Source organism: Pseudomonas sp. PDM26, assembly GCF_019219185.1.
Classification (GTDB): Bacteria; Pseudomonadota; Gammaproteobacteria; order Pseudomonadales; family Pseudomonadaceae; genus Aquipseudomonas.
The window spans coordinates 424,867-444,494 of sequence record NZ_JAHUWC010000003.1 but is presented as its reverse complement, the minus strand read 5'-3'; the positions used below and the strand labels follow the sequence as shown (position 1 = coordinate 444,494).

At 58.7% G+C, this 19,628-nt stretch carries 15 protein-coding genes and 1 pseudogene; 4 read left to right on the top strand and 12 right to left on the bottom strand.

The annotated features are described in order from the left end of the window. Positions 1-3 precede the first annotated feature (3 nt). From KW849_RS09110 to KW849_RS09070, 9 genes are all read right to left on the bottom strand, one after another. Positions 4-1,242 carry a thiolase family protein gene (locus KW849_RS09110; RefSeq protein WP_218429066.1) on the bottom strand — a complete coding sequence of 413 codons (1,239 nt, stop codon included), beginning with the start codon at positions 1,240-1,242 and terminating at the stop codon, positions 4-6. Between the two features lie 17 nt (positions 1,243-1,259). Further along, a complete protein-coding gene (locus KW849_RS09105; protein ID WP_218429065.1) occupies positions 1,260-2,819 on the bottom strand; it encodes an AMP-binding protein in 1,560 nt (519 codons plus the stop codon). 10 nt (positions 2,820-2,829) lie between these two features. Further along, entirely contained in the window at positions 2,830-3,963 is a 1,134-nt protein-coding gene (locus KW849_RS09100) for a trans-acting enoyl reductase family protein (protein ID WP_218429064.1), read from the bottom strand. A gap of 54 nt (positions 3,964-4,017) precedes the next feature. Next, positions 4,018-5,301 carry an acyl-CoA dehydrogenase family protein gene (locus KW849_RS09095; RefSeq protein ID WP_218429063.1) on the bottom strand — a complete coding sequence of 428 codons (1,284 nt, stop codon included), beginning with the start codon at positions 5,299-5,301 and terminating at the stop codon, positions 4,018-4,020. Positions 5,302-5,765: 464 nt separating this feature from the next. Further along, the gene (locus tag KW849_RS31690; RefSeq protein WP_218429062.1) at positions 5,766-6,749 is read right to left on the bottom strand and encodes a PAS domain-containing methyl-accepting chemotaxis protein; all 984 of its coding nucleotides are present in this window, start codon (positions 6,747-6,749) and stop codon (positions 5,766-5,768) included. Between the two features lie 165 nt (positions 6,750-6,914). Next, a complete protein-coding gene (locus tag KW849_RS09085) occupies positions 6,915-7,880 on the bottom strand; it encodes a YCF48-related protein (RefSeq protein ID WP_218429061.1) in 966 nt (321 codons plus the stop codon). A gap of 13 nt (positions 7,881-7,893) precedes the next feature. Further along, positions 7,894-10,308, bottom strand: coding sequence for an efflux RND transporter permease subunit (locus tag KW849_RS09080; RefSeq protein ID WP_218429060.1), 2,415 nt, complete (start codon positions 10,306-10,308; stop codon positions 7,894-7,896). Between the two features lie 8 nt (positions 10,309-10,316). Further along, positions 10,317-11,963: a DUF1302 domain-containing protein gene (locus KW849_RS09075; RefSeq protein WP_371319123.1), complete on the bottom strand. Its 1,647-nt coding sequence runs from the start codon at positions 11,961-11,963 to the stop codon at positions 10,317-10,319. Positions 11,964-11,986: 23 nt separating this feature from the next. After that, positions 11,987-13,411 carry a DUF1329 domain-containing protein gene (locus KW849_RS09070; protein WP_218429058.1) on the bottom strand — a complete coding sequence of 475 codons (1,425 nt, stop codon included), beginning with the start codon at positions 13,409-13,411 and terminating at the stop codon, positions 11,987-11,989. A gap of 447 nt (positions 13,412-13,858) precedes the next feature. On the opposite strand from KW849_RS09070, the gene KW849_RS09065 reads away from it, so the two are divergent. After that, complete coding sequence (locus KW849_RS09065; RefSeq protein ID WP_218429151.1) at positions 13,859-14,440, top strand: TetR/AcrR family transcriptional regulator; 582 nt, start codon at positions 13,859-13,861, stop codon at positions 14,438-14,440. Positions 14,441-14,505: 65 nt separating this feature from the next. Here KW849_RS09065 and KW849_RS09060 read toward each other — a convergent pair. From KW849_RS09060 to KW849_RS09050, 3 genes and pseudogenes are all read right to left on the bottom strand, one after another. Beyond that, a pseudogene (locus KW849_RS09060) lies at positions 14,506-15,051 on the bottom strand (SDR family NAD(P)-dependent oxidoreductase); the annotation flags it as partial. Between the two features lie 93 nt (positions 15,052-15,144). After that, positions 15,145-15,996, bottom strand: coding sequence for a DUF1989 domain-containing protein (locus KW849_RS09055; RefSeq protein WP_218429057.1), 852 nt, complete (start codon positions 15,994-15,996; stop codon positions 15,145-15,147). Positions 15,997-16,010: 14 nt separating this feature from the next. Then, complete coding sequence (locus KW849_RS09050; protein WP_218429056.1) at positions 16,011-16,676, bottom strand: GntR family transcriptional regulator; 666 nt, start codon at positions 16,674-16,676, stop codon at positions 16,011-16,013. Between the two features lie 669 nt (positions 16,677-17,345). Here KW849_RS09050 and KW849_RS09045 point away from each other — a divergent pair. From KW849_RS09045 to KW849_RS09035, 3 genes are read left to right on the top strand one after another with little or no spacing between them, the layout of a single operon-like run. Continuing rightward, positions 17,346-18,128, top strand: coding sequence for a transporter substrate-binding domain-containing protein (locus tag KW849_RS09045; protein WP_218429055.1), 783 nt, complete (start codon positions 17,346-17,348; stop codon positions 18,126-18,128). A 55-nt stretch (positions 18,129-18,183) separates the two neighbouring features. Beyond that, the gene (locus tag KW849_RS09040) at positions 18,184-18,912 is read left to right on the top strand and encodes an ABC transporter permease (RefSeq protein WP_108217648.1); all 729 of its coding nucleotides are present in this window, start codon (positions 18,184-18,186) and stop codon (positions 18,910-18,912) included. Further along, positions 18,909-19,619, top strand: a complete 711-nt coding sequence (locus tag KW849_RS09035; RefSeq protein ID WP_218429054.1) for an ABC transporter permease — start codon at positions 18,909-18,911, stop codon at positions 19,617-19,619. The genes KW849_RS09040 and KW849_RS09035 overlap by 4 nt, the downstream gene beginning before the upstream one ends. Positions 19,620-19,628 lie beyond the last annotated feature (9 nt).

Here is a 19,628-nt window from a genome sequence, read left to right as displayed (position 1 = left end):
CTCCTAACGACTCAGAATATGGACAGCCACAGCGCCTTCCTCGATGCCGATCAGTCCCCCTCCGTTTTCCTGGATCGCATGGCGTGCGCCCTGGACCTGACGAGCCCCTGCCTCGCCCCGCAGTTGGGTGGTCAGCTCGAACAACTGGCCAATGCCCGTTGCGCCGAGCGGGTGACCTTTGGATTCCAGGCCGCCAGAGGGATTGATCGGTATCCGACCGCCCACGGTGAAATCACCGCGCTCGGCACAGATCCCGCCTTGCCCCAGGGGCGCCAGGCCGAGATTTTCCGATTGAATGATCTCGCCCATCGCGGAGGCGTCATGGACCTCGGCGACCTGCATGTCCTGCGGACCCAGCCCGGCGATCTCGTAGGCCTGAAGCGCGGCCAGGTGACTGACATGCTTCTCAGGTTCGGCCAGGTCGCGCAGGGTGAAACTGCGAATCACGCTGGCGGCGATCCGCACGCAACGTTTGGGGTCGGCACCTATGCGCTTCAGGCCCGCCTCGGTGCAAATGATCGCGGCCGCAGCGCCGTCGGTCATCGGTGCGCACATCGGCAGGGTGATCGGATAGGTGATGGGTGGCGCGGCCAGCACCTCTTCGATGGTGAAGGGCTTGCGAAACTGCGAATAGGGGTTGTGCACCGAGTGATTGTGGTTCTTGGCGCACACCGCGGCGATCTGGCGCTGGGTGGTGCCGTAGGTCTTCATGTGCCAACGGCACATGGCCGCGTAGATGGCCATGAACTTGCTGTACGGCCGATCGGACTCGGAGCCCGCCGGAAGGACGATGCCCTCCCCCATCCTCACTAGCGTCGCGTAGTTCTCCTCGGCGGTGGAGACGTCCCAGCCAGCCTCGAACAGGGAAAGGGTTTTCATCTTGTCGGGTACGACCATCTTCTCGGCGCCCAGGGCCAGCGCCACGTCGGTGGCGCCGGCGCGCAGGCTCTGCACCGCCAGATGAACGGCGGTACTGCCCGAGGCGCAAGCGTTTTCGACGTTGTAGATCGGCACCCCTTCAATGCCGATCTTGCTGCACACCACCTGCCCGGGGATCGACAGCTGCCCCTGCAATTGGCCGTTGGTAATGCCGGCGTAGAAGACGGCACCGATATCGGAGCGCTGGGCGCGGGCATCCGCCAGCGCACCATTGAGTGCCTCCAGGGCCATGTCCTGGAGGCTGCGATCCGGATGGCGCCCGAACTCGGTCATGGCGATGCCGGCAATATAGATTGGTTCCATCAGAGGACTCCTGGACTTCAGATTTGCCGTTTGGCGTCTTGCCAATAACGGGCACGCAGGTCTTTCTTCAGCACCTTGCCGACCGGGCTGCGCGGGAGGGACAGCACTATGTCCACCGTCTTGGGTGCCTTCACCGAGCCCAACTGTTCCTTGCACAGGGCAATCAGCGCTTGCGCGTCGATGGTTTGACCCTCGTTCAACTCGATGACGGCCTTGACCGCCTCGCCCCACGTCTCGTCCGGCACACCGATCACTGCACAGTCGCGCACAGCGGGATGCCCCCAGATCACCTGCTCGACCTCGCTCGGATAGACGTTGAAGCCACCCGAAATGATCATGTCCTTCTTGCGGTCGGTGATATGCAGATAGCCATCGGCGTCGAGATGACCGATATCGCCGGTATGCAGCCAGCCATCGATGATGGCTTCGGCGGTCTTCTGCGGGTCCTTGTAATAGCCCTTCATGATGAGATCGCCGCGTACGCAGATCTCACCGGTTTCTCCCTGCGGCAGAATCACGTTGTCGTCGTTCATGATCTCGACGCGAACCAGAGGATTGGGTCGGCCGACGGAGGACAGCCGCTCATCACCCGCAACATGTCCATCTACAAAGTGCTCGCCCGGCGTCAGATGCGCGATGGCGCCTGGTGCTTCGGTCTGCCCATAGCCTTCCATCATGACTGGCCCGAAGACCTCGATCGCCTGGCGCAGCTTCTCGACCGACATCGGCGCCGCACCGTAGAGGAAGTAGCGTAGTGACGAGAAGTCGACCTTCTTGTTCAGATCGGGAATGTCGAGCAGCCGATAGATGACGGTCGGCGGCAGGAAGAATTCCGTCACCTTGTACTGCGCGATTGCCGCGAGCAGCTGTTGCGGTTCCGGCTTGGTGATCACGACAACCGTGCCGCCCCTGGCCGTGCAGGGCATGGACAGCATGCCGGCGGTGTGGGTCATCGGCGCCGCCGCCAGATTCACCGGCCTGGCGTTGGCCGGATAAGGGGTATTGATCATGAAGTGCGCAAAGCTGGTCTGCACGCTGCGATGCGTGTTCATGACGCCCTTGGGCAAGCCCGTCGTACCGCCCGTGGGACCAACCCAGATTACGTCTTCCGGATCAACGTCCACCTGCGGGTCGGTTGCCGGCTGCTGCGCGACGAAGTGCTGAAGAGACTCGGCACCTTCCACCTCGCCGTCGATGCAGATCCACCGGCGTATCTTGGGCAGCTGCGGCCGCAGGGCAACAATCACCTCGGTAAACTCGCGCTGAAAGAACAGGATCTCGCAGTCGAAGGCGTCCAGCACGTAACGGTTTTCCTCGGGCGCGTTGCGCGCGCCCACCGGAATCCAGCACAGATTGGCGCGCCACAGGCCCAGCGTACAGAGCCAGGCCGTCACATCGTTGGCCGCCCAGACCGCGCCCTTGACTCCGGACGCGAACCCCTGCGCGAGGAGCGCGTTGGCGATGCGGCAGGACAGTTCCCCCGCTTCAGTAAAGGTCGTGACCTTGCCGTCCTGGATGTATGCCACGCCGTGCGGATTGATCCGCCAGCCACGATCGAAAAAATCAATAATCGCCATCTTCGTCACTTCACAGTTGGGTAATGGTGGCGCGTGCCAGGCCGCGCTGCTCGAGGAAGCCGAGCATGTAGCGGTGACCGAAGGCCTTCGAGGACGAGGCGAAACCCACCTTGGCGACGTCGTTGTCCAGCAGCTTGGCCACTGCCGCGGCTTGCAGGGCGCCGGTGGCGATGTAGGGGGTGATGCCGTGCACGGTCGCCCGGACTGCCGTCAGTTGACCGCGGCCGATCGCGAAGTCCACTGTGCGCTGCAGGGTGCTGCGCTCACGAGGTGGCATGCTCGGCGTGGTCGAATCCACCAGACTCTGGATCACCTCATCCTGCTGTTCCTTCGGCAGGTGCTTGTATTCGGCTTCCCACTTCTGCCCCAGCGCGTGGACGCTCTTCATCACAGGGTTGTCGTAGAAGCCGACGCAGGACATGCAGCTGCGCACGCGCGCATCCTGCTCGAAATACACTGGAAGCGAGGTTCCGCCCCAGGGCAGGCAGAACACCGACTCCATCAGATTGGGGCAAACGATGTTGAAGCTGGCGTTGGGCGCATACGGAACCAGCGCCTTGTCCCACAGATAGGAGCCCTGATGGCGAAAGCCTTCGAAGATGGTAGCGGTGGAGCCTACGGTCACACCGGCGGCACCGACACGCGGCCCACGGGTCAGGGTCGCGGTTTCCAGGGAGTCCACGCCGGGGGTTTCCAGGGCCAGCTCGGCAGCGATCTCGGCGAAGGTGTACATGTAGGCGAGCGAAGGCGACAGCAGCAGGCCGGCCTGGCGGAACAACTCGCCGAACTCATCACGCAGTGCACGAATGTGCTCCTGCTCACCGGCAGGGTCCAGGTAGTGACAGCCGGCCTTGAGCGCGGCCTCGACCGTCACCTTGCCGAAATTGACGAATGGGCCGACGGTGTTGCAGACCACGCGCGCGCCCTTGAACACCTTTACAAGCGCTTCGACCTCGTGCGGGCACTCGATGATTTCATATTTGGCCGACTCCAGGCCGACGACGCGTTGCGCCATCATTTCCTGGGCACGACCGGCGTTGCGCGCCACAGCAGTGAAAGGAATGTTCTGGTCGATCAGCCAGTCCATGGTCAGCATGCCGGTGTAACCACTGGCGCCATAGACAACGACAGGATATTTGGCCATCTCGTGTTCCTCGCTTTCTTATTGGATGATTTTTACAGGGTGGGTTTTGTCGGCTCAGCCCTGGGCCCAGCCTTCGGCGTAGAGCTGCTGGGCCAGCAACCCCAGGCGCATGGTCAGGACACGGTTTTCCCCGTCCTCGATCAAAGCGGCCTGTGTGTCTCGCAACAGCTTTTCGATCGGGTATTCGCGCGTGGTCCCGTTCCCCCCGAACAGGCGGAAGGCTTCCTCGACAACGGCCAACGCCTCTTCAGTCACCGTGACCTTGGCGGAGGCAGTGGCGTAAGGGTGGGTTTGCGGCGACAGACGAGCAAAGCTCAGCGAACGACGAGCCACGGCGCGAGCGATCTCTACGCGGCGCAGCATTTCGCCCAGACGCAGGCGCGTCATCTGGTGGTCAATCAACATCCGACCGCCCTGGCGACGCTCATGGCAATATTGCAGCGCATACTCGAAGGCTGCCCGAGCGACGCCAGTGAAGACTTGGCTCATGTGAGTACCGGCATAGGACCAGGACGAGCTGACGGCGCCGTAGTAGGCATCCCGCTCGGCGATGGCAAAGCGCCGAGGTACCCGCACACTGTCAAAATAGATCTCACCCTGAGGCAAGGAACGCTGCCCGATCTTGTCCAGCGGCTTGCCCTTGGAAACCCCCTTGAGGTCCAGCGGGATGACCACGGCGATGCCATGGGGCAGTCCGTTGCTATCGAAAAAGCCGTCACCATAGTCGGCGCACATCAGGCCAAAGGCGACCTGCGCCACTGCGCCATTGGACACCCAGGCCGAGCTCTGTCCATTGATGATGATCTCGTCGCCGACGACCTTTGCGGTCAGGTTGCCGATGTTAGCCTGCTGCCCCGCAGGCCAATCGCGCGCTATATCGAAGAGTTGATTGTCGCTCCCTCGATCAGGCTGGGTGGCCATCCAGCAACCGATTCGGCCCTGACAAAGCTCCACCAGTTCAGCATTGCCGGCAGCGACCGCCATTTGTAGCGGGAAACCGGCACAGCCGAGAGAAACCGCCAGACCTGCATCACCCCAGCCAAGCTCTTCACCGATCAGGGATTCGATCCGCACCGCCATTTCCGGCGGTAACTCCGCCAGCAGCGCGGGATCCAATCCCAGCTTGGCGAACTCACTGAAGAGTGAGTAATAAGGCGAGCCAGGAGCGATGACCTCCTCGGCTTTCATCCGGTCCAGTTCACGACCCAGCGGCCGCAGCACCTCCTTGGAAAAACGGTGTACCGAGGCCTGGATCGCTGCTTCTTCTTCACTCAGGGGGGGCTCGAAACCGGACAACCCGGCAGCCGGCAACGTCATGGTGGATTTGAGCGTAATCATCAGAGCACCCTCGCCGGAACCGGCACGCAAGTCATTGGCTGGCGACCGCCCAGGCAGTTGAGTTCGATAGTGGATGGGGCCTTTGGCGTTTCGCCCAGAGAGCCTCTGGCAACGGCCAAGCCGTCGTTTGGACAGGAACCAGCCTTGGAATCTTTCATGTTCGACCTCCTGGGGGCCTTTTGTTGTTTTGTCGACTTTAACAAGGAGTTTTATTTTACGCAACGACTGTTATGTTAATAATAACCGCGCGCAAACGTCCCCTGAAAGCGAGCCCTTATGGTTCGCCAGTCGTTCAACCGGGAGATGGAAGGCCCAGCGCAGGCACTACCTGACAAAAGGGCCAAAAATACGAGGTGCCCTGCTCATCGAGCGGGTGCCTGAGATGCAGGTTGTGGGAGCAACGGACACTTGCGCGCAGATCAATCGCTATGCAGGGTGCCCCGACAGGACACCCTCTCAGATGGCTAAAGCGCCTTTGAAGAGAGCATTTCCTGAATCGTCTGAGTGGCTTCTCGAGTTCTGCCCGCGAGCTTCTTGACTTCATCGGCCACTACGGAAAATCCGCGCCCCGCATCACCGGCTCGTGCCGCTTCGATTGCTGCATTGAGGGCGAGCATGTTGATCTGGTCAGTGATGCTCTTGATCACGTTCACGACCTGCGAAATCTGTTCGTAAGTCGCCTGTATGCCAGCCAACTCCCGCGCGCGTATCGTTTGGGCAAGCTTTTCGTCCGAGATATCACGTACTGCCCCGATGATGCGGCGGAGCCTGCCACTGCGATCCATCACGCCCTGTCCCCTTTCGCGGTACCAGATCTCGCCTTTGAATTTGTGCCTCATTCGGTACTCGACCGTATAACCTGAGGAAGGGTCTGCAGCATTGAGGTATTGCGTCACCACCTTCATGACGTGCTTCAGATCATCCGGATGGACGATTGAAAAATACCCCTCCCAATCATCCTTGAAATCCTGTTCCGAGTAGCCCACGAGTTCGCGGAACTGCTTCGACCAGCGAAGCTGGTTTTCAGGGTGATCCGGATTTCCGTCAACAATAAACAGCTCCCAGCAAACCTCTGTGAGCGCATTCTTGGTCACTTCCCAGACCTGTTCCTTTTCCCGGCATGAAACCAACTGCTCATTCAGATCGGACAGTTTCAGGTTGCTCTCCTTGATCTCACATTGAAGCTCGCGCATTTCATCCCGAGCGGCTTGCAGAGAGCTTTTCAGATCACTGACCAGGGCACTTTCAGAGTCATCTGGTCTCTGACCAGCACTGTTATGCTGCTGATGGTTGAGCCGCTGCTCCAGCCCATCGAAGCTGTCAGCCAACCATGGATATTTGTTGATCAAACCCCCTTGGAAATGGGGAGCTGGCTGACCACTCAACAGCGACGATATTCGCGAGCTGACCTCTTCAGCCAGGCGCTTGAGCTTTCTTCCGGAAAACATGGGTCCTCCTTAAAAACAGTCGAATTCATGATTGGCTGATTTCAAAAAAAAAGGGACCGGACGCCGGATCCGACGAGGTCCCTCAAAGGGAGGAATCAAAATCAGCTATGGGGCAAAGAACAGAGTCAACAACTTGCCGTTCCTGCGACGTCTCGAGAGATGCCTTTACTTGATTTGTACCGGCACCACACCACGTCGAGAAAACAGGACGGGATAGTCATTGCCGCTGAGTAATGCAGCCGTCAGCGAAACGCCATCGGGCGTCTTCTGCTCCTGGAAACTCCCTCCACCATCGCTGCTGCGTACCATCAGCCCATCCAGACCGACCACGACTACCTGCTTTCCTGAAACGGCGATGGCCGTGATCGAGCTCTTGCTCTCCAGGGGCACGCGTTGCCAAACCTGTCCGTCCACGGTGCCATGCAGCAGTGTGCCGCGTTGGCCACCGACCAGCAGGGTGCCATCGGCCAACACCGCTCCCGACCAAAGCGTGCCCTCATAGCCGGTATCCAGATAGCTCCAGCTTTTCCCAAAGTCATCGGAACGCAACACCTGGCCTCGTTCGGCAGCGGCATACACGCTGCCGCGAGCGTCGACGAAAAGCCCCATCAAGTTCAGATCGGCACGGCTAGATCCCGGTGGGGCTTCAAGCTTCTGCTCATCCCAGGTTTTTCCGCCGTCATCGGTCGTCAACACCAGTGACCAAAGGCCAACGGCGACACCTTGTTTGGCGTTGAAAAAATGCACAGCGAACAGTGGCCGATCCTCATTGCTGGACAGTCGTTGGATCTGCCAGGAGTCACCGCCGTCGTTGCTGGCCAGAATTGCCCCCCAGTGACCAACCGCCCAACCTTGCCTGGAATCGACGAATGAAACACCGGTCAATGGCGTGGACAACGGTACCGAGCTTGCCTGATGGAAGCTTTTCCCTTGATCATCGGAAAGCAACACCATGCCATGATCGCCAACGGCGACCACACGATCCTTTGCCCATGCAGCATCCAGAAAGGTGGCCTGCGTGGCGTTGCTCGAAGGGACTGCCGGCACAGCTTCCAATGTAGACGCCTGAAGTGTGACCAGTGGCAGCACTGCAGCGAGTAAAGTCCCCATGAATGAAATCATGTATCGCATGTTGCTTTTCTCCTCAGTGCGCCAGTGCGCCGACCATGCGCACAGGGCGCTTACGCGGGAACACCCGCTCGAGCCAGACTGCGAAAGCCGGTAACACGGTCATGGCCATGACCATGTTGACCATGAACATGAAGGCGAGCAGCTTGCCCATATCGGCCTGGAACTTGAGGTCGGAGAACGCCCAGGTGGCGACGCCGACTGCCAGAGTAATCGCGGTAAAGATGGTTGCCACACCGACTTCGAGCAAGGCGTGTTCGACAGCCTTGTCGATCGGCAGGCCCAGGGACTGATGCAGTTGCATGCGGTTGTAGATGTAGAAGGCGTAGTCCACACCGATGCCAACCGCCAATACCATCACCGGCAGCGTCGCGATGGTCAGACCGATCTGTAGTTCCTTCATGAACCAATAGCCGATAAAGGTGCCAATGGTCAGAGGAAGGCAGCACACCAGCACAGCGCGCAGATCCCGATAAACGACAAATACCAGCAGCGCGATTGCGGCATAGACATACAGCATCATTGGCGTCTCACTTTTTTCAACTTCGTCGTTGATGGCTGCGATCACCCCTGCATTGCCCGAGGCCAGTCGCACCGTCACCCCTGGCATCGGGAATTCGCGACGAAAGGCCTTGGCGGCTTCGATCACCTTGTTGATAGTCGTTGCCTTGTGGTCCGCCAGATACAGGTGTACGGCGGCCATGCTGCAATCAGAGCGCATGACTCCCGGAATACGAGCCACTTCGGTAGCCAACGAGGAGTAGTTCGCCGGATCGATGGGCACCGCATTCATTTTCGGATTGCCCTCGTTATAACCCTCGTTGAACTGGCGCATGCTGGTGGAAAATGCGGCAACCGACACCACTCCGGGTACGCCTTCCATTGCCCACACAAAGCGATCCTGATATTGACCCAAGGCGACCTCTTCGCAGGAGACTGAAGCGCCGTCACCAGACTTGCCTGGATTGACCTCGAAGACGACGCTTAGCCAATCCAGGCCAATGTCGTAGTTGCTGGCGATGGCTACTGCATCACGGTTGAAGCGAGAATCCTCACGCAATTCCGGAGCACCTGCCTGCAGGGAACCAACGACTCGGTCATGGCTTTGCCAGACCGCCGCGAGAAAGACGAGCAAAGCAACACCAAGCACCCATTTGGCATTACGCCATTCGGTGAGCCTGACCAGTCCATGCAACCAACGGGCACGGCGTTGACGGGAGATCTCCTCGGTCGCGGCGTAGTCACCGTCGACCCGCAGCATCGACGCCACCAACGGCAACATCACCAGATTGGTAATGATCTTGTAGGACACACCGAGCGACGCGGTGATGGCCAACTCGCGTACCATCGGAATCGGGATCAGCACCAGCGTTACAAAGGAAACAAAAGCGGTCACCAGTGCCAGCGTGCCGGGGATCAGCAAACCGCTGAAGCTGGAACGCGCCGCCTCCTCGACGCACTTGCCATGGGCGATTTCCCGCACGATGAAATTTATCTGCTGCACGCCATGGGACACGCCGATGGCGAACACCAGAAAGGGCACCAACACGGCAAGCGGGTCGAGGCCATAGCCAAGCAGCCTTAGACTGCCAAACTGCCAGACCAGCGACGCCAATGAACACCCCAGTGCCAGCAGAGTGAAACGTACGGAGTGGCAGTACCAGTACACCGCAGCGGCCGTCAGCAGCAATGCCAGCAGGCAAAACTCCAATACTGCAGACGCGCCATCGGCAATATCGCCGATCTGCTTCGCAAAGCCGATGATCTGAATTTCGAAATCACCGTCCTCGAACTGCTGACGAATTTGCTTTTCCAGGACCTGGTTGTAGGTCACATAGTCCAGGCGCGCGCCAGTGGCGTCAAACTCGTTGAGTTCGACGGTGATCATCGCGCTGCTCTGATCCCGCGAGACCAGCGTGCCGATAAAGCCCCCCTGAGCCGTCGAATCGGCGATCCTGGCAATGGTTTCATCATCGAGGCGTTCGGGGGTTACCGTACCCGGTACAAGTGGATCTGCACGGAAGCCCTCCTCGGTTATCTCGTTGACGAAAGCGTTCGGCGTCCACAACGAACGCACGCTGCTACGCGAAACATTGGGTAGAAAGGTGACTGCCTGAGTGACGTCATACAGACGCTTGAGAGCCGTTTCGCTCCAGATCTTGCCTGTGCGAGCCTTGACCACGATGGTCAGGCGATTCGCCCCCAACAGGTCATTGCGGTACGCCTCGAACGTTTCTACATATTCATGGCCGATGGGCAGCTGCTTTTCAAAGCCGGCATCCATGCGCAACTGAACAGCAAACCAGGCCATGATCAGAGTGAAGATGACCAGACTCGCCAGTACTGGCCGGCGATGCCCGAAAAGCCAGTTTTCGATGCGAGGCAGCACGCCACGCCCCCGTTTGACGGGCACTTTTACAGAAGTATTCACGACATGCCTCACAAAGTGCGCGAAATCACGAAACCGGCATAGTCGCGATCACCCAACAATTGATCGTAGGGGGTGTCGCCTCCCATGAATTTCGCGTAGTTGAAAGAGACCTGCCAACTTGCGGGGTTACGCACGAAGTTCAAATACAGGTTCATGCTGCTGGCACCCTCGGTGAAGGTTGCAGACAGATTGGGTGTCCGTCCGCCCAGGGAGCGCGAATAGAAGATCCCAGGCGTAACCTGCCAACCTGGAAGCAACGTCCCGTCATAGGTGAGGCTGAAGTCCACATTGACGCCCGATGAGGTTTTGTCGCCCTTGGCCGTCGGCGGGGTCGATGGATCTAGCTGCCAGGTGTTCAAACCCGCGGAAATAAGCTCACCGTCGACGCTGTCATGCAGATCGGGATACTTCACGACCACCAACTCAGACAGCAGGGTGCCCGTACTGGCGCCGGTGAAGTCAAGCAGTCCGGGGGAGTTGGAGGGTGTCAGGCTGTATAGGCCGGTCAGGTGCCACTGGAATTTTTTCTGGTCGTCCCAGCATTTGCCGCCATTGTTTGCACAGAGATCGAGAACAGGGTTGAGTGGCACCGCATCCTTGGGACGGTAGGACAACTCCGTGCCGACAGCCCAGTCGCCAATCGGCATGTTGGCGCTGACGCCATAGAGCATACGGTCTTCCGGATATACCCACTTTTGCGAAAGGGCGAAGGTCTCCGGATCGAGCACCTGCACCGTCAGCGACGGCAGCTTTTCGTGATAACGCATCACGTAAAGGCCAAGATTGAGATCGGTGTCATCCGGTTGCCAGCGCAGCGAGATGCCCCACTGTCCACTATTCCGAGCATCCTTATCGTCGAACCCGTAGGATTGCATGCCCTCACCGAGCCCGTGAGTGGTTGACCAGTAACTGCCAACGGGCGGCAACTCGCTCTTGTTCCAGCCGAACTGATAGTAGGCCTCAATGTTCAGACCTGAACCCAGCCCCGAAGCGAGGCTGAGCATCGGGGCCGGCAGCACGGCTTCCTTGAGCTGGACACCAGGACGCGCGAGGGCCTGGTAATCGTAAGCGTTGGTGTTGTTGATGCCACCCACCACGAACAGGCTTTCGCCCCAGTTGATCACCTGGTTGCCCAAGCGAGCCCGTACGCGCTGATCGCCGACATCGAAGCTCTTGCTCACCCACAGGTCGAGCAGGCGAGCCTTGAATTCGAGGTCGTCACGCGCATCATTGGTAAGACCGTCGCTGCCAACGCCCGCTGGTGTGTTGAAAGACAGGGCGCCGGTGGTATCGGTGGCGGCGAAGTCACGAATCCAGCTTCCACGCGCCATGAAGGTGAAGTCCTCCGGTAACTTCAGCAGCAACTCATGGGAGCCTTTGATGTAGTTGGTGAACAGGTCACCCTTGTCGTAGTTCAAGTTGCCCTGATCACCAATGCCAGAAGTTTGTGCCAGGCAACCACTGGGCGGGTTGTGTCCGGTAGCGCCGGTGTTGACCAGATTGCAGGATTGCGAATCGGTGCGCAGGCCCATGCCCACGGCAATGGTGGAATCGAATGAACCACGGATGTTCTCGGTTTCAAACGTGAACGCCATTGCCAAAGGGGTTGCACACGCGATGACAAGGCCTGATGCTTTTGTGATTATTTTTTTCATGATGGCTCTCGATCGATCGCTTTTTAGCGTTCGCTGATGGCACGCAAGTTGTCGGAGGTGTAGAAGTCACGCTTCAGGCGGGGGTTGCCTGTACTCTCGGTGAGCCAGCGGTGATCGTTCTTGCCCACTCCGACAGACGTCATGTCGTACAGATAGCGACCGTCAACCAGGTTGTACTGCGCCTGTGCCTCCATATCGCAGGTGCCTGTTTCGTAGACCGGGATCGTATAGCCTTCGCGAACCTTCCAGATTTGCCCTTGCTTGTCGTAGTCGACAGCCATCAGCGCGTTCCAGCTATCTTCATCGATGTAGAAGAGTCGCTTCGGAGCCTGGTGGCGCATGCCCTGGCGAACCGTGGCCTCGACGACCCAGACACGATGCAATTCATAGCGGCGTGATTCGGGCGCGATGTAATCATGCTTGGCCACATTCTCAATGTTGGCAGAGGCGTCATAGGCCCCGAAGGCGTTGTAGGGCACCAACAACTCCTGCTTGCCGACCAGCTTCCAGTCGAAGCGGTCCATCGGCCCGAAGAACACGTTCGACTCATCGATGGTGTACTGATTGTCGAGACCAATTTGCGGAGAGTCGTAGGAGTAGGCGGGCATGCGACGCACACGACGCTGGCCGGGGAAGTAATAGAACGTGGTCGCCTGTTCGCCGGCCTTGGTAGTCACCACACCGGCCTGTCCGGCAAGGGCAGCAGGATCCAGATAGGAGAAATAAGTGGCGACTTCCAGGCGATCGAAGGAAGAGAACAACGCACTGCCCTTTTCTCCCCATGGGGTATACATGAACCAGTCCGTCGAAGTGCGCAGCCAGTCGTTCCCCCCCTTGCGCGGCGATATCCCGGAAACGGTCTTGGACATATCGAAACCAACGCCGCGGTAGCGCATTTTCATGTTCCACATCACCTCGGCACCCGTGCTCGGCATAGGGAATGGAATACCGGGTACGTGAGCTTCTTTCAGCGCCAGACCATCGGCATCCAATGTGGCGAACCCGACGTTCTTCCTGGTGTTATCAGCGACAAAGTCGGGCACGCCGCAGCTACGACGGGTCGGATACACGTCCATGCGATAGCCCGGGATTTTCTTGAACAGTTCCACCTGACCGGGTGAAAGCTTGTTCGCATATTGCGAGATATTGTTGGAGTCGATACTGAAAAGCGGCTTGTCGTTCTTGAATTTCCAGGATTGACCACGCACCTGGCCATAAGTCCAGCCACCGCCCTGCGGACCGGGTGGTGTCCAGGCCGGGATGACCCCATCAGTACTTGCCGCGACCTCCCCTCCCAGCGGCGTTAGCTTCGTACCGAGCAGAGCAGGATCCTTCTGTGCAGCTTGAACAGTGCCAATAGCAGCCATTGCTGCCAATGCCACGATCAGATACCTGACTCCACTTCTGGTGGTGATGCCGGCGCGTGGCCGCTCAATAACTTCATTCATTGGAAGATCCTCATGGGGCTGGAACCGGCGGCGCGACCTTCCTGGAGGGAAGACTCGGGCTGTGCCACACTCTCTAATCAATTGACTTGATCACTTGACCAAGTCAATTGACTACAAAGCAAACCACATGCCAAACCATGGAGGTAAAGTTAATTTGCTTAGTTATCAATGTGTTATAAATTTGATCAATCGGCCAGGCAACACTGCTTACTCACCGACGCACCCGCTTGTGTCAGCAGGCCGCACCAATCTGGGAATTTACGAAACAGTTGTTACGCATTATCACTGCATTGGAATGAGCTATTCACGTGTGACATTGGCAACAAAACCCATGCGCCGCTCCACGCCGGCTCATGACTCGCAGACCAGTCATGCTGTAGCATCCGCCGGCGTTGACGCCGCCCCCCAGGCAGGCGCTGCTGCAGTAACAAAGGAGATTGCTTGACTATGGCCAGAGTAGGCGCTGAATTGCGTAGACAGGACTTCGTGGAAGCCACTGTCAAAGTGATTGCTGTACATGGGGTTGCCAATGCAACGACTCGACGTATCGCCGCTGCCGCAGGCTGCCCTCTCGCGTCGCTGCACTACGTGTTTCATACAAAAGACGACCTCCTCTATGCAGTCTATGAGTCTCTTTTCAACTTGCCACATCAGGCCCTGACGAACGTGCCTGCGGGGACTACCGCAGCCGAAACGACAGCGGAAATGCTTCGCCAATTAGTCACGTGGTTCTCCACCAACCCCGACATAGCCAAGGCACAAACCGAGCTTTTCTTCTGGGCCATGCGCAACAATCCCGAGATGGCGAGCAGGATCTACGCGGTAGCGATAGAAGCAACGGAACAGGCCATGGAAAAAGCCATCGGTACGCAATTCGACAAGACCTTCTTGAAGGCCACAAGTCGACTGCTGGTTCATCTTGTGGATGGTCTGATCATTGCCTGGTCCGCTCATGGAGACTTGGCACGGCTGGAGGCAGAAACTGAAACGGCCTGCGAAGCGGTAGCGCTATTAGTGGCCAGCCGCTGAACATTTCGATCCGTATCTACCTGACGATCATCAACCTGTACCCCGGTGGGTGATCGCCGGGGCCTGAGTGATTTGTTGAGCTGTGGCGGATTTAGCTGTTGGAGGTGCCGGTGATGGCTATAGCCGGTGCCGACACGTAGACCAAGTATCGAGGCAATATTGATGATGCTGCCGCTACGTCCTGCTTTAACCAGCCGCTGCGCTGCGATCTGAGCAACGCGCCAGACACCGTCGAGGTTGGTGCCAGCATTGCACGCCAATCTTCCTCACCGATTTCCAGCGGGCGTTGGCCATTGCCGATACCGGCATTGTTGAGCACTACGTCGATTACCCCGAATTGCGCCTCGGCGGTGTCAAAGACCGCCTCGACGCTGGCCCGGTCGGTGACGTCGAGAGCGACCGAAAGCACCTGGCCATTCTCCCACTTGATGTCCTTGGCAACCTGTTCGAGCCGCTCGACGCGCCGCGCAGCGAGCGCGACGCGGGCGCCAGCGCGAGCGCGATCCGCGATCCGCGATCCGCGACAAGTGCGCGCCGATGCCGCTGGAGGCGCCAGTGATCAGCACCGTTCGGCCGGCCAAGGAAAAGCGCTGGGCGAAGTCGCGATCCATCAATACACCTCGACTGCGATACAGATGACGCACAGAGTCAACTGGCTGGCCCAACGCTGCCTGGCGCAAGAGGGCACATCCTTCCAGCGGCTATTACTTTTCCCACTCGGCCTTGGGAATCATCAAGCCGTGGTTACCGTTGTAAGCGGCGCGCTCAGGCTGTTTCCAACCCTCCAGCAGCGAATTGTCGAGACGGTAGATTTCCACACCGAGAGGACGGCAAACCTTCAGCGGATCCTCGGCGTCGGGGCCCCACATCGGCAATGACAGGTCACCGCCCGGACAGGTGGACAGCGCGCAGAGCAGGTCGATTTCCGCGAAGAACTCCAGGTAGTCGCCCTGCTTCGCCGGGCACGCCTTCATGAAGTACATGTCGTCGTGATTGAGGCCAGTGCACTGGAAAATGTTCAACACATCGTGCACGTCGAACTCGGTCAGGCCGTGCGGCAATACCGCGCGGGTCAGGTTGGAGTGGCAATGGTGATGGAAATCCTCGCCGGTGAGCATCTTGTTCACGTAAGGATCGCAGCGGGTGCCGAGCAGGTCGTGCAAACGGCCGCCATGTTCGTCGATGCCGTAGCCGGCCAGGCTGTCGTCGGTGATGGTGACCATCGGTCGCAGGAACGGCAGGTTCGACCACAAGCGGTCGTAGGTGGTGACGTGCGCGCCTTGCAACTGACGGGTGCGGGCCGCCCACATGCGTTCGCGGGGATCGTTGGCGCTCCACACGTTGAAGTCGCCGACCTGCGGCCCCACAGGCGTGGTCACGCGAAACACATGCCCCGCCGGCACCTTCCAGGCGCGGCCGGTGCGAATCGGCACTTCGAATTGCTCGACCAGCGTGCGGCCTTCCTGGCTTTCGCGCACGCGGTCATAGAACGCTTTGTCTACCTGCAATGCGGCGCCCTTGCTGACTTGGTAGGCCGCTGGATAATCCTTGTACATGATGGATCCTCTCTTCAGTGTTTTGGTCGGCTGTTCAGAATATCCAGCAGCACGAGCTCGGAGTCGTTGAGATAGCTGCTCATGGCTTCCTCGGCTTCCTTCTTGCGGCCGTCGCCCAGCAGGTCGTAAATATGCCGGTCGCGCTCAAGCCACGGTTTCTGGAACGATTCCTCGCTGGGGGCGTTGGAAAACACCAGGCGCATCTGGGCCGCCACGTGGGTGAAGAATTCGTCGAACAGCGGGCTGCGCATCAGGCCGACGATGTGTTGGTGAAAACGCAGGCTGTAGGTACCGAAGGCTTGCCAGTTCTCGCGATCCTGGGCCAGTTGCGCCGCCTCGATGGCATCGAGCATCAGATCGGACTGGTACTCGCGTAACGGCTTGCTCGCGGCGATCGCCTGCAATTGGAGCGTGCGGCGGACCTTGAAGATGTCGCGCACATCGTCGATACCCATTCGGCGCACCATCACGCCTTTGTTGCGCACATAGCTGGTCAGGCCTTCGCGACCTAACTGGTGCAGCGCCTCGCGTACGGTGTTGCGCGAGGCGTTGTAGGCGTTGACCAGCTCGCTTTCCACCAGTGGCGTGCCTGGCAACAGGCGCCCGCCAATGATGTCTTCGCGCAGCTCGATGGCGACCTGGTCCGGCAGCGACAGGCTTTTTTCCTTGGGTTGACTCACTGTTGCACTCCCTCCGTTCACGCGAGGTTGCGCGTGGTTTTCTTGCCCATCAGACCTTTTCGCACGTTCGTATCCTCGGTAGGTGGAAGCAGTAAGGGCGGCCATGATTGTTCAACAATCACTTGATTACATATTTGCTAATACTGTGCCAATTACCGAATTCAAGACCTGTTTGAAAGTTTTTGTCTGGAGAACGCCTTTTATGGACAGGCGGGTACGCCAACACAGTGCGATTCGTTACCGAACGCTACGTTGCAGAGAAAAAAACAGTTTTACGCAGCTGAAATTCCGAGTGATTACCGGACGCGCACGTTTCCCGCATAGCTCGTAAGCTGCAATGGATTGACCGTCGACGCTGCTGGAGCATCAAGGATTGAGCCAGGAAAGTCGGCGTCCTTAATCTCACATTTTGTTACCACATACCCCAAACGTGTATAAAAACCTGCTTTGGTAACAGCCTCGCAGGCTGCCTCCCACCCTGCGCTCACCTGCCTGAAAAGCCCATCCCAGAGCGGTGTACGCGCTTTCTCAAACGTTCAGTCCGCGAATTGGCCGGGTGATTGCATACGCTTGTCTGTACAAGTATCTGCGTGTGCATAAGAGATATTGCCAAGCAGTACCCGTGCTCTTGCGTCACAAGCGCTTTCGATGGTCCCAGGGAATAAAACAATGAAAAAAGCATTTCTCACCCTTTCTGCATTGGCTTTGTGTGTGGCTGCCGGTTCCGCGCTGGCCAAGGAGTACAAAGAGTTGCGCTTTGGCGTCGACCCCTCTTATGCGCCGTTCGAATCCAAGGCCGCCGATGGCAGCCTGGTGGGTTTCGATATCGACCTGGGTAACGCCATCTGCGCGGAGCTGAAGGTCAAGTGCAAGTGGGTCGAAAGCGACTTCGACGGCATGATTCCCGGCCTCAAGGCCAACAAGTTCGACGGCGTGATCTCTTCCATGACCGCCACGCCAGCGCGTGAGAAAGTTATCGATTTCTCAAACGAGCTGTTCTCTGGCCCGACCGCGCTGGTATTCAAGAAAGGCGTGGCCATCGGCACCGATCCGGCCTCCCTCAAGGGCAAGAAAGTCGGCTACGAGCAAGGCACCATCCAGGAAGCCTACGCCAAGGCCGTGCTGGACAAGGCCGGGGTAGAGACCCAGGCCTACGCCAACCAGGACCAGGTGTACGCTGACCTGATCTCCGGACGCCTCGATGCAGGGATCCAGGACATGCTGCAAGCCGAACTGGGCTTCCTGAAGTCGCCACCAGGCGCTGACTTCCAAGTCAGCGAGCCGGTCGAAAGCCCCCTGCTGCCAGCCAAAACCGCCGTGGGCCTGACCAAAGGCAACGCCGAGCTCCAGGCCTTGCTGAACAAAGGTATCCAGGCACTGCACGACAATGGCACCTATGCGGCCGTCCAGCAGAAGCACTTTGGCGATCTGAATCTCTACAGCGGCAAATAATGACCCTGCGCCCATTTCCGGATGGGCACTTTTTTGATCGATGTAGGGCTGCCCAATGCTAGAAAACCTCTTGATGATTCTGGGGCTGTCAGGCTTCAGCCTTAAAGGCTTCGGCCCGCTGTTGCTGCAAGGCTCCTGGATGACTGTCAAATTATCCTTTCTGTGCTTGCTGGTGAGCGTTGGCCTGGGCCTGATCGGCGCCAGCGCCAAGCTTTCGAAATCGGCACTGCTGCGCGTCCCTGCGCAGGCCTACACCACGCTGATCCGCGGGGTGCCGGACCTGGTGCTGATGCTGCTGATCTTCTACAGCCTGCAAACCTGGCTGACCTCGTTTACCGATTTCATGGAATGGGAATACATCGAAATCAACCCGTTCAGCGCCGGGGTCATTACCCTGGGCTTCATCTACGGGGCTTATTTCACCGAAACCTTCCGTGGCGCGATCCTCGCCGTACCGCGAGGGCAGATGGAAGCGGCTACCGCCTACGGCCTGACCCGCGCTCAGCGCTTTCGCCTGGTGGTGTTCCCGCAAATGATGCGTTTTGCCCTGCCGGGCATCGGTAATAACTGGATGGTGATCCTCAAGGCCACCGCGCTGGTGTCGATCATTGGCCTGGCCGATCTGGTGAAGGTGGCCCAGGACGCCGGCAAGAGCTCCTATCAGCTGTTCTTCTTCCTGATTCTGGCCGCCTTGATCTATCTGGTGATCACCACCGTTTCGAACTACGTCTTGCGCCGGATGGAAATCTTCTACGCCGCAGGCACCCGGGAGGCCGTGCGATGATTGAGCTACTGCAGGAATACTGGAAACCTTTCCTGTTCCAGGACGGCAATCACATCACCGGGCTGGCCATGACCCTCTGGCTGCTCAGTGCCTCGATCTTCTTCGGCTTCGTGATGTCGATCCCGCTATCGATTGCCCGAGTCTCGAGCAATGTCTGGGTGCGCTGGCCGGTGCAGTTCTACACCTATCTGTTTCGGGGTACTCCACTCTATATTCAGCTGCTGATCTGTTACACCGGCATTTACAGCCTGGCCGCGGTGCGTGCTCAGCCCGTGCTGGATGCGTTCTTTCGCGATGCGATGAACTGCACCATCCTGGCCTTCGCCCTGAACACCTGCGCCTACACCACCGAGATTTTCGCCGGGGCAATCCGCAGCATGGCCCACGGTGAAGTGGAAGCGGCCAAGGCTTACGGACTGACCGGCTGGAAGCTGTACGCCTACGTGATCATGCCGTCGGCCCTGCGTCGTTCGTTGCCGTATTACAGCAACGAAGTGATTCTGATGCTGCACTCGACCACCGTGGCCTTCACCGCGACCATCCCGGACATCCTGAAAGTCGCGCGGGACGCCAACTCGGCGACCTTCCTGACCTTCCAGTCGTTCGGCATCGCCGCGTTGATCTATCTGGCAGTCACTTTCTCTCTGGTCGGCCTGTTCCGCCTGGCTGAACGCCGTTGGTTGTCTTTCCTCGGCCCGGCTCACTAATTCAGGATG

Coding starts and splice junctions, on each gene's coding strand:
- KW849_RS09110 (WP_218429066.1), bottom strand. CDS start 1,242: ATGGAACCAATCTATATTGCCGGCATCGCCATGACCGAGTTCGGGCGC.
- KW849_RS09105 (WP_218429065.1), bottom strand. CDS start 2,819: ATGGCGATTATTGATTTTTTCGATCGTGGCTGGCGGATCAATCCGCAC.
- KW849_RS09100 (WP_218429064.1), bottom strand. CDS start 3,963: ATGGCCAAATATCCTGTCGTTGTCTATGGCGCCAGTGGTTACACCGGC.
- KW849_RS09095 (WP_218429063.1), bottom strand. CDS start 5,301: ATGATTACGCTCAAATCCACCATGACGTTGCCGGCTGCCGGGTTGTCC.
- KW849_RS31690 (WP_218429062.1), bottom strand. CDS start 6,749: ATGTTTTCCGGAAGAAAGCTCAAGCGCCTGGCTGAAGAGGTCAGCTCG.
- KW849_RS09085 (WP_218429061.1), bottom strand. CDS start 7,880: ATGCGATACATGATTTCATTCATGGGGACTTTACTCGCTGCAGTGCTG.
- KW849_RS09075 (WP_371319123.1), bottom strand. CDS start 11,963: ATGAAAAAAATAATCACAAAAGCATCAGGCCTTGTCATCGCGTGTGCA.
- KW849_RS09070 (WP_218429058.1), bottom strand. CDS start 13,411: ATGAATGAAGTTATTGAGCGGCCACGCGCCGGCATCACCACCAGAAGT.
- KW849_RS09065 (WP_218429151.1), top strand. CDS start 13,859: ATGGCCAGAGTAGGCGCTGAATTGCGTAGACAGGACTTCGTGGAAGCC.
- KW849_RS09055 (WP_218429057.1), bottom strand. CDS start 15,996: ATGTACAAGGATTATCCAGCGGCCTACCAAGTCAGCAAGGGCGCCGCA.
- KW849_RS09045 (WP_218429055.1), top strand. CDS start 17,346: ATGAAAAAAGCATTTCTCACCCTTTCTGCATTGGCTTTGTGTGTGGCT.
- KW849_RS09040 (WP_108217648.1), top strand. CDS start 18,184: ATGCTAGAAAACCTCTTGATGATTCTGGGGCTGTCAGGCTTCAGCCTT.
- KW849_RS09035 (WP_218429054.1), top strand. CDS start 18,909: ATGATTGAGCTACTGCAGGAATACTGGAAACCTTTCCTGTTCCAGGAC.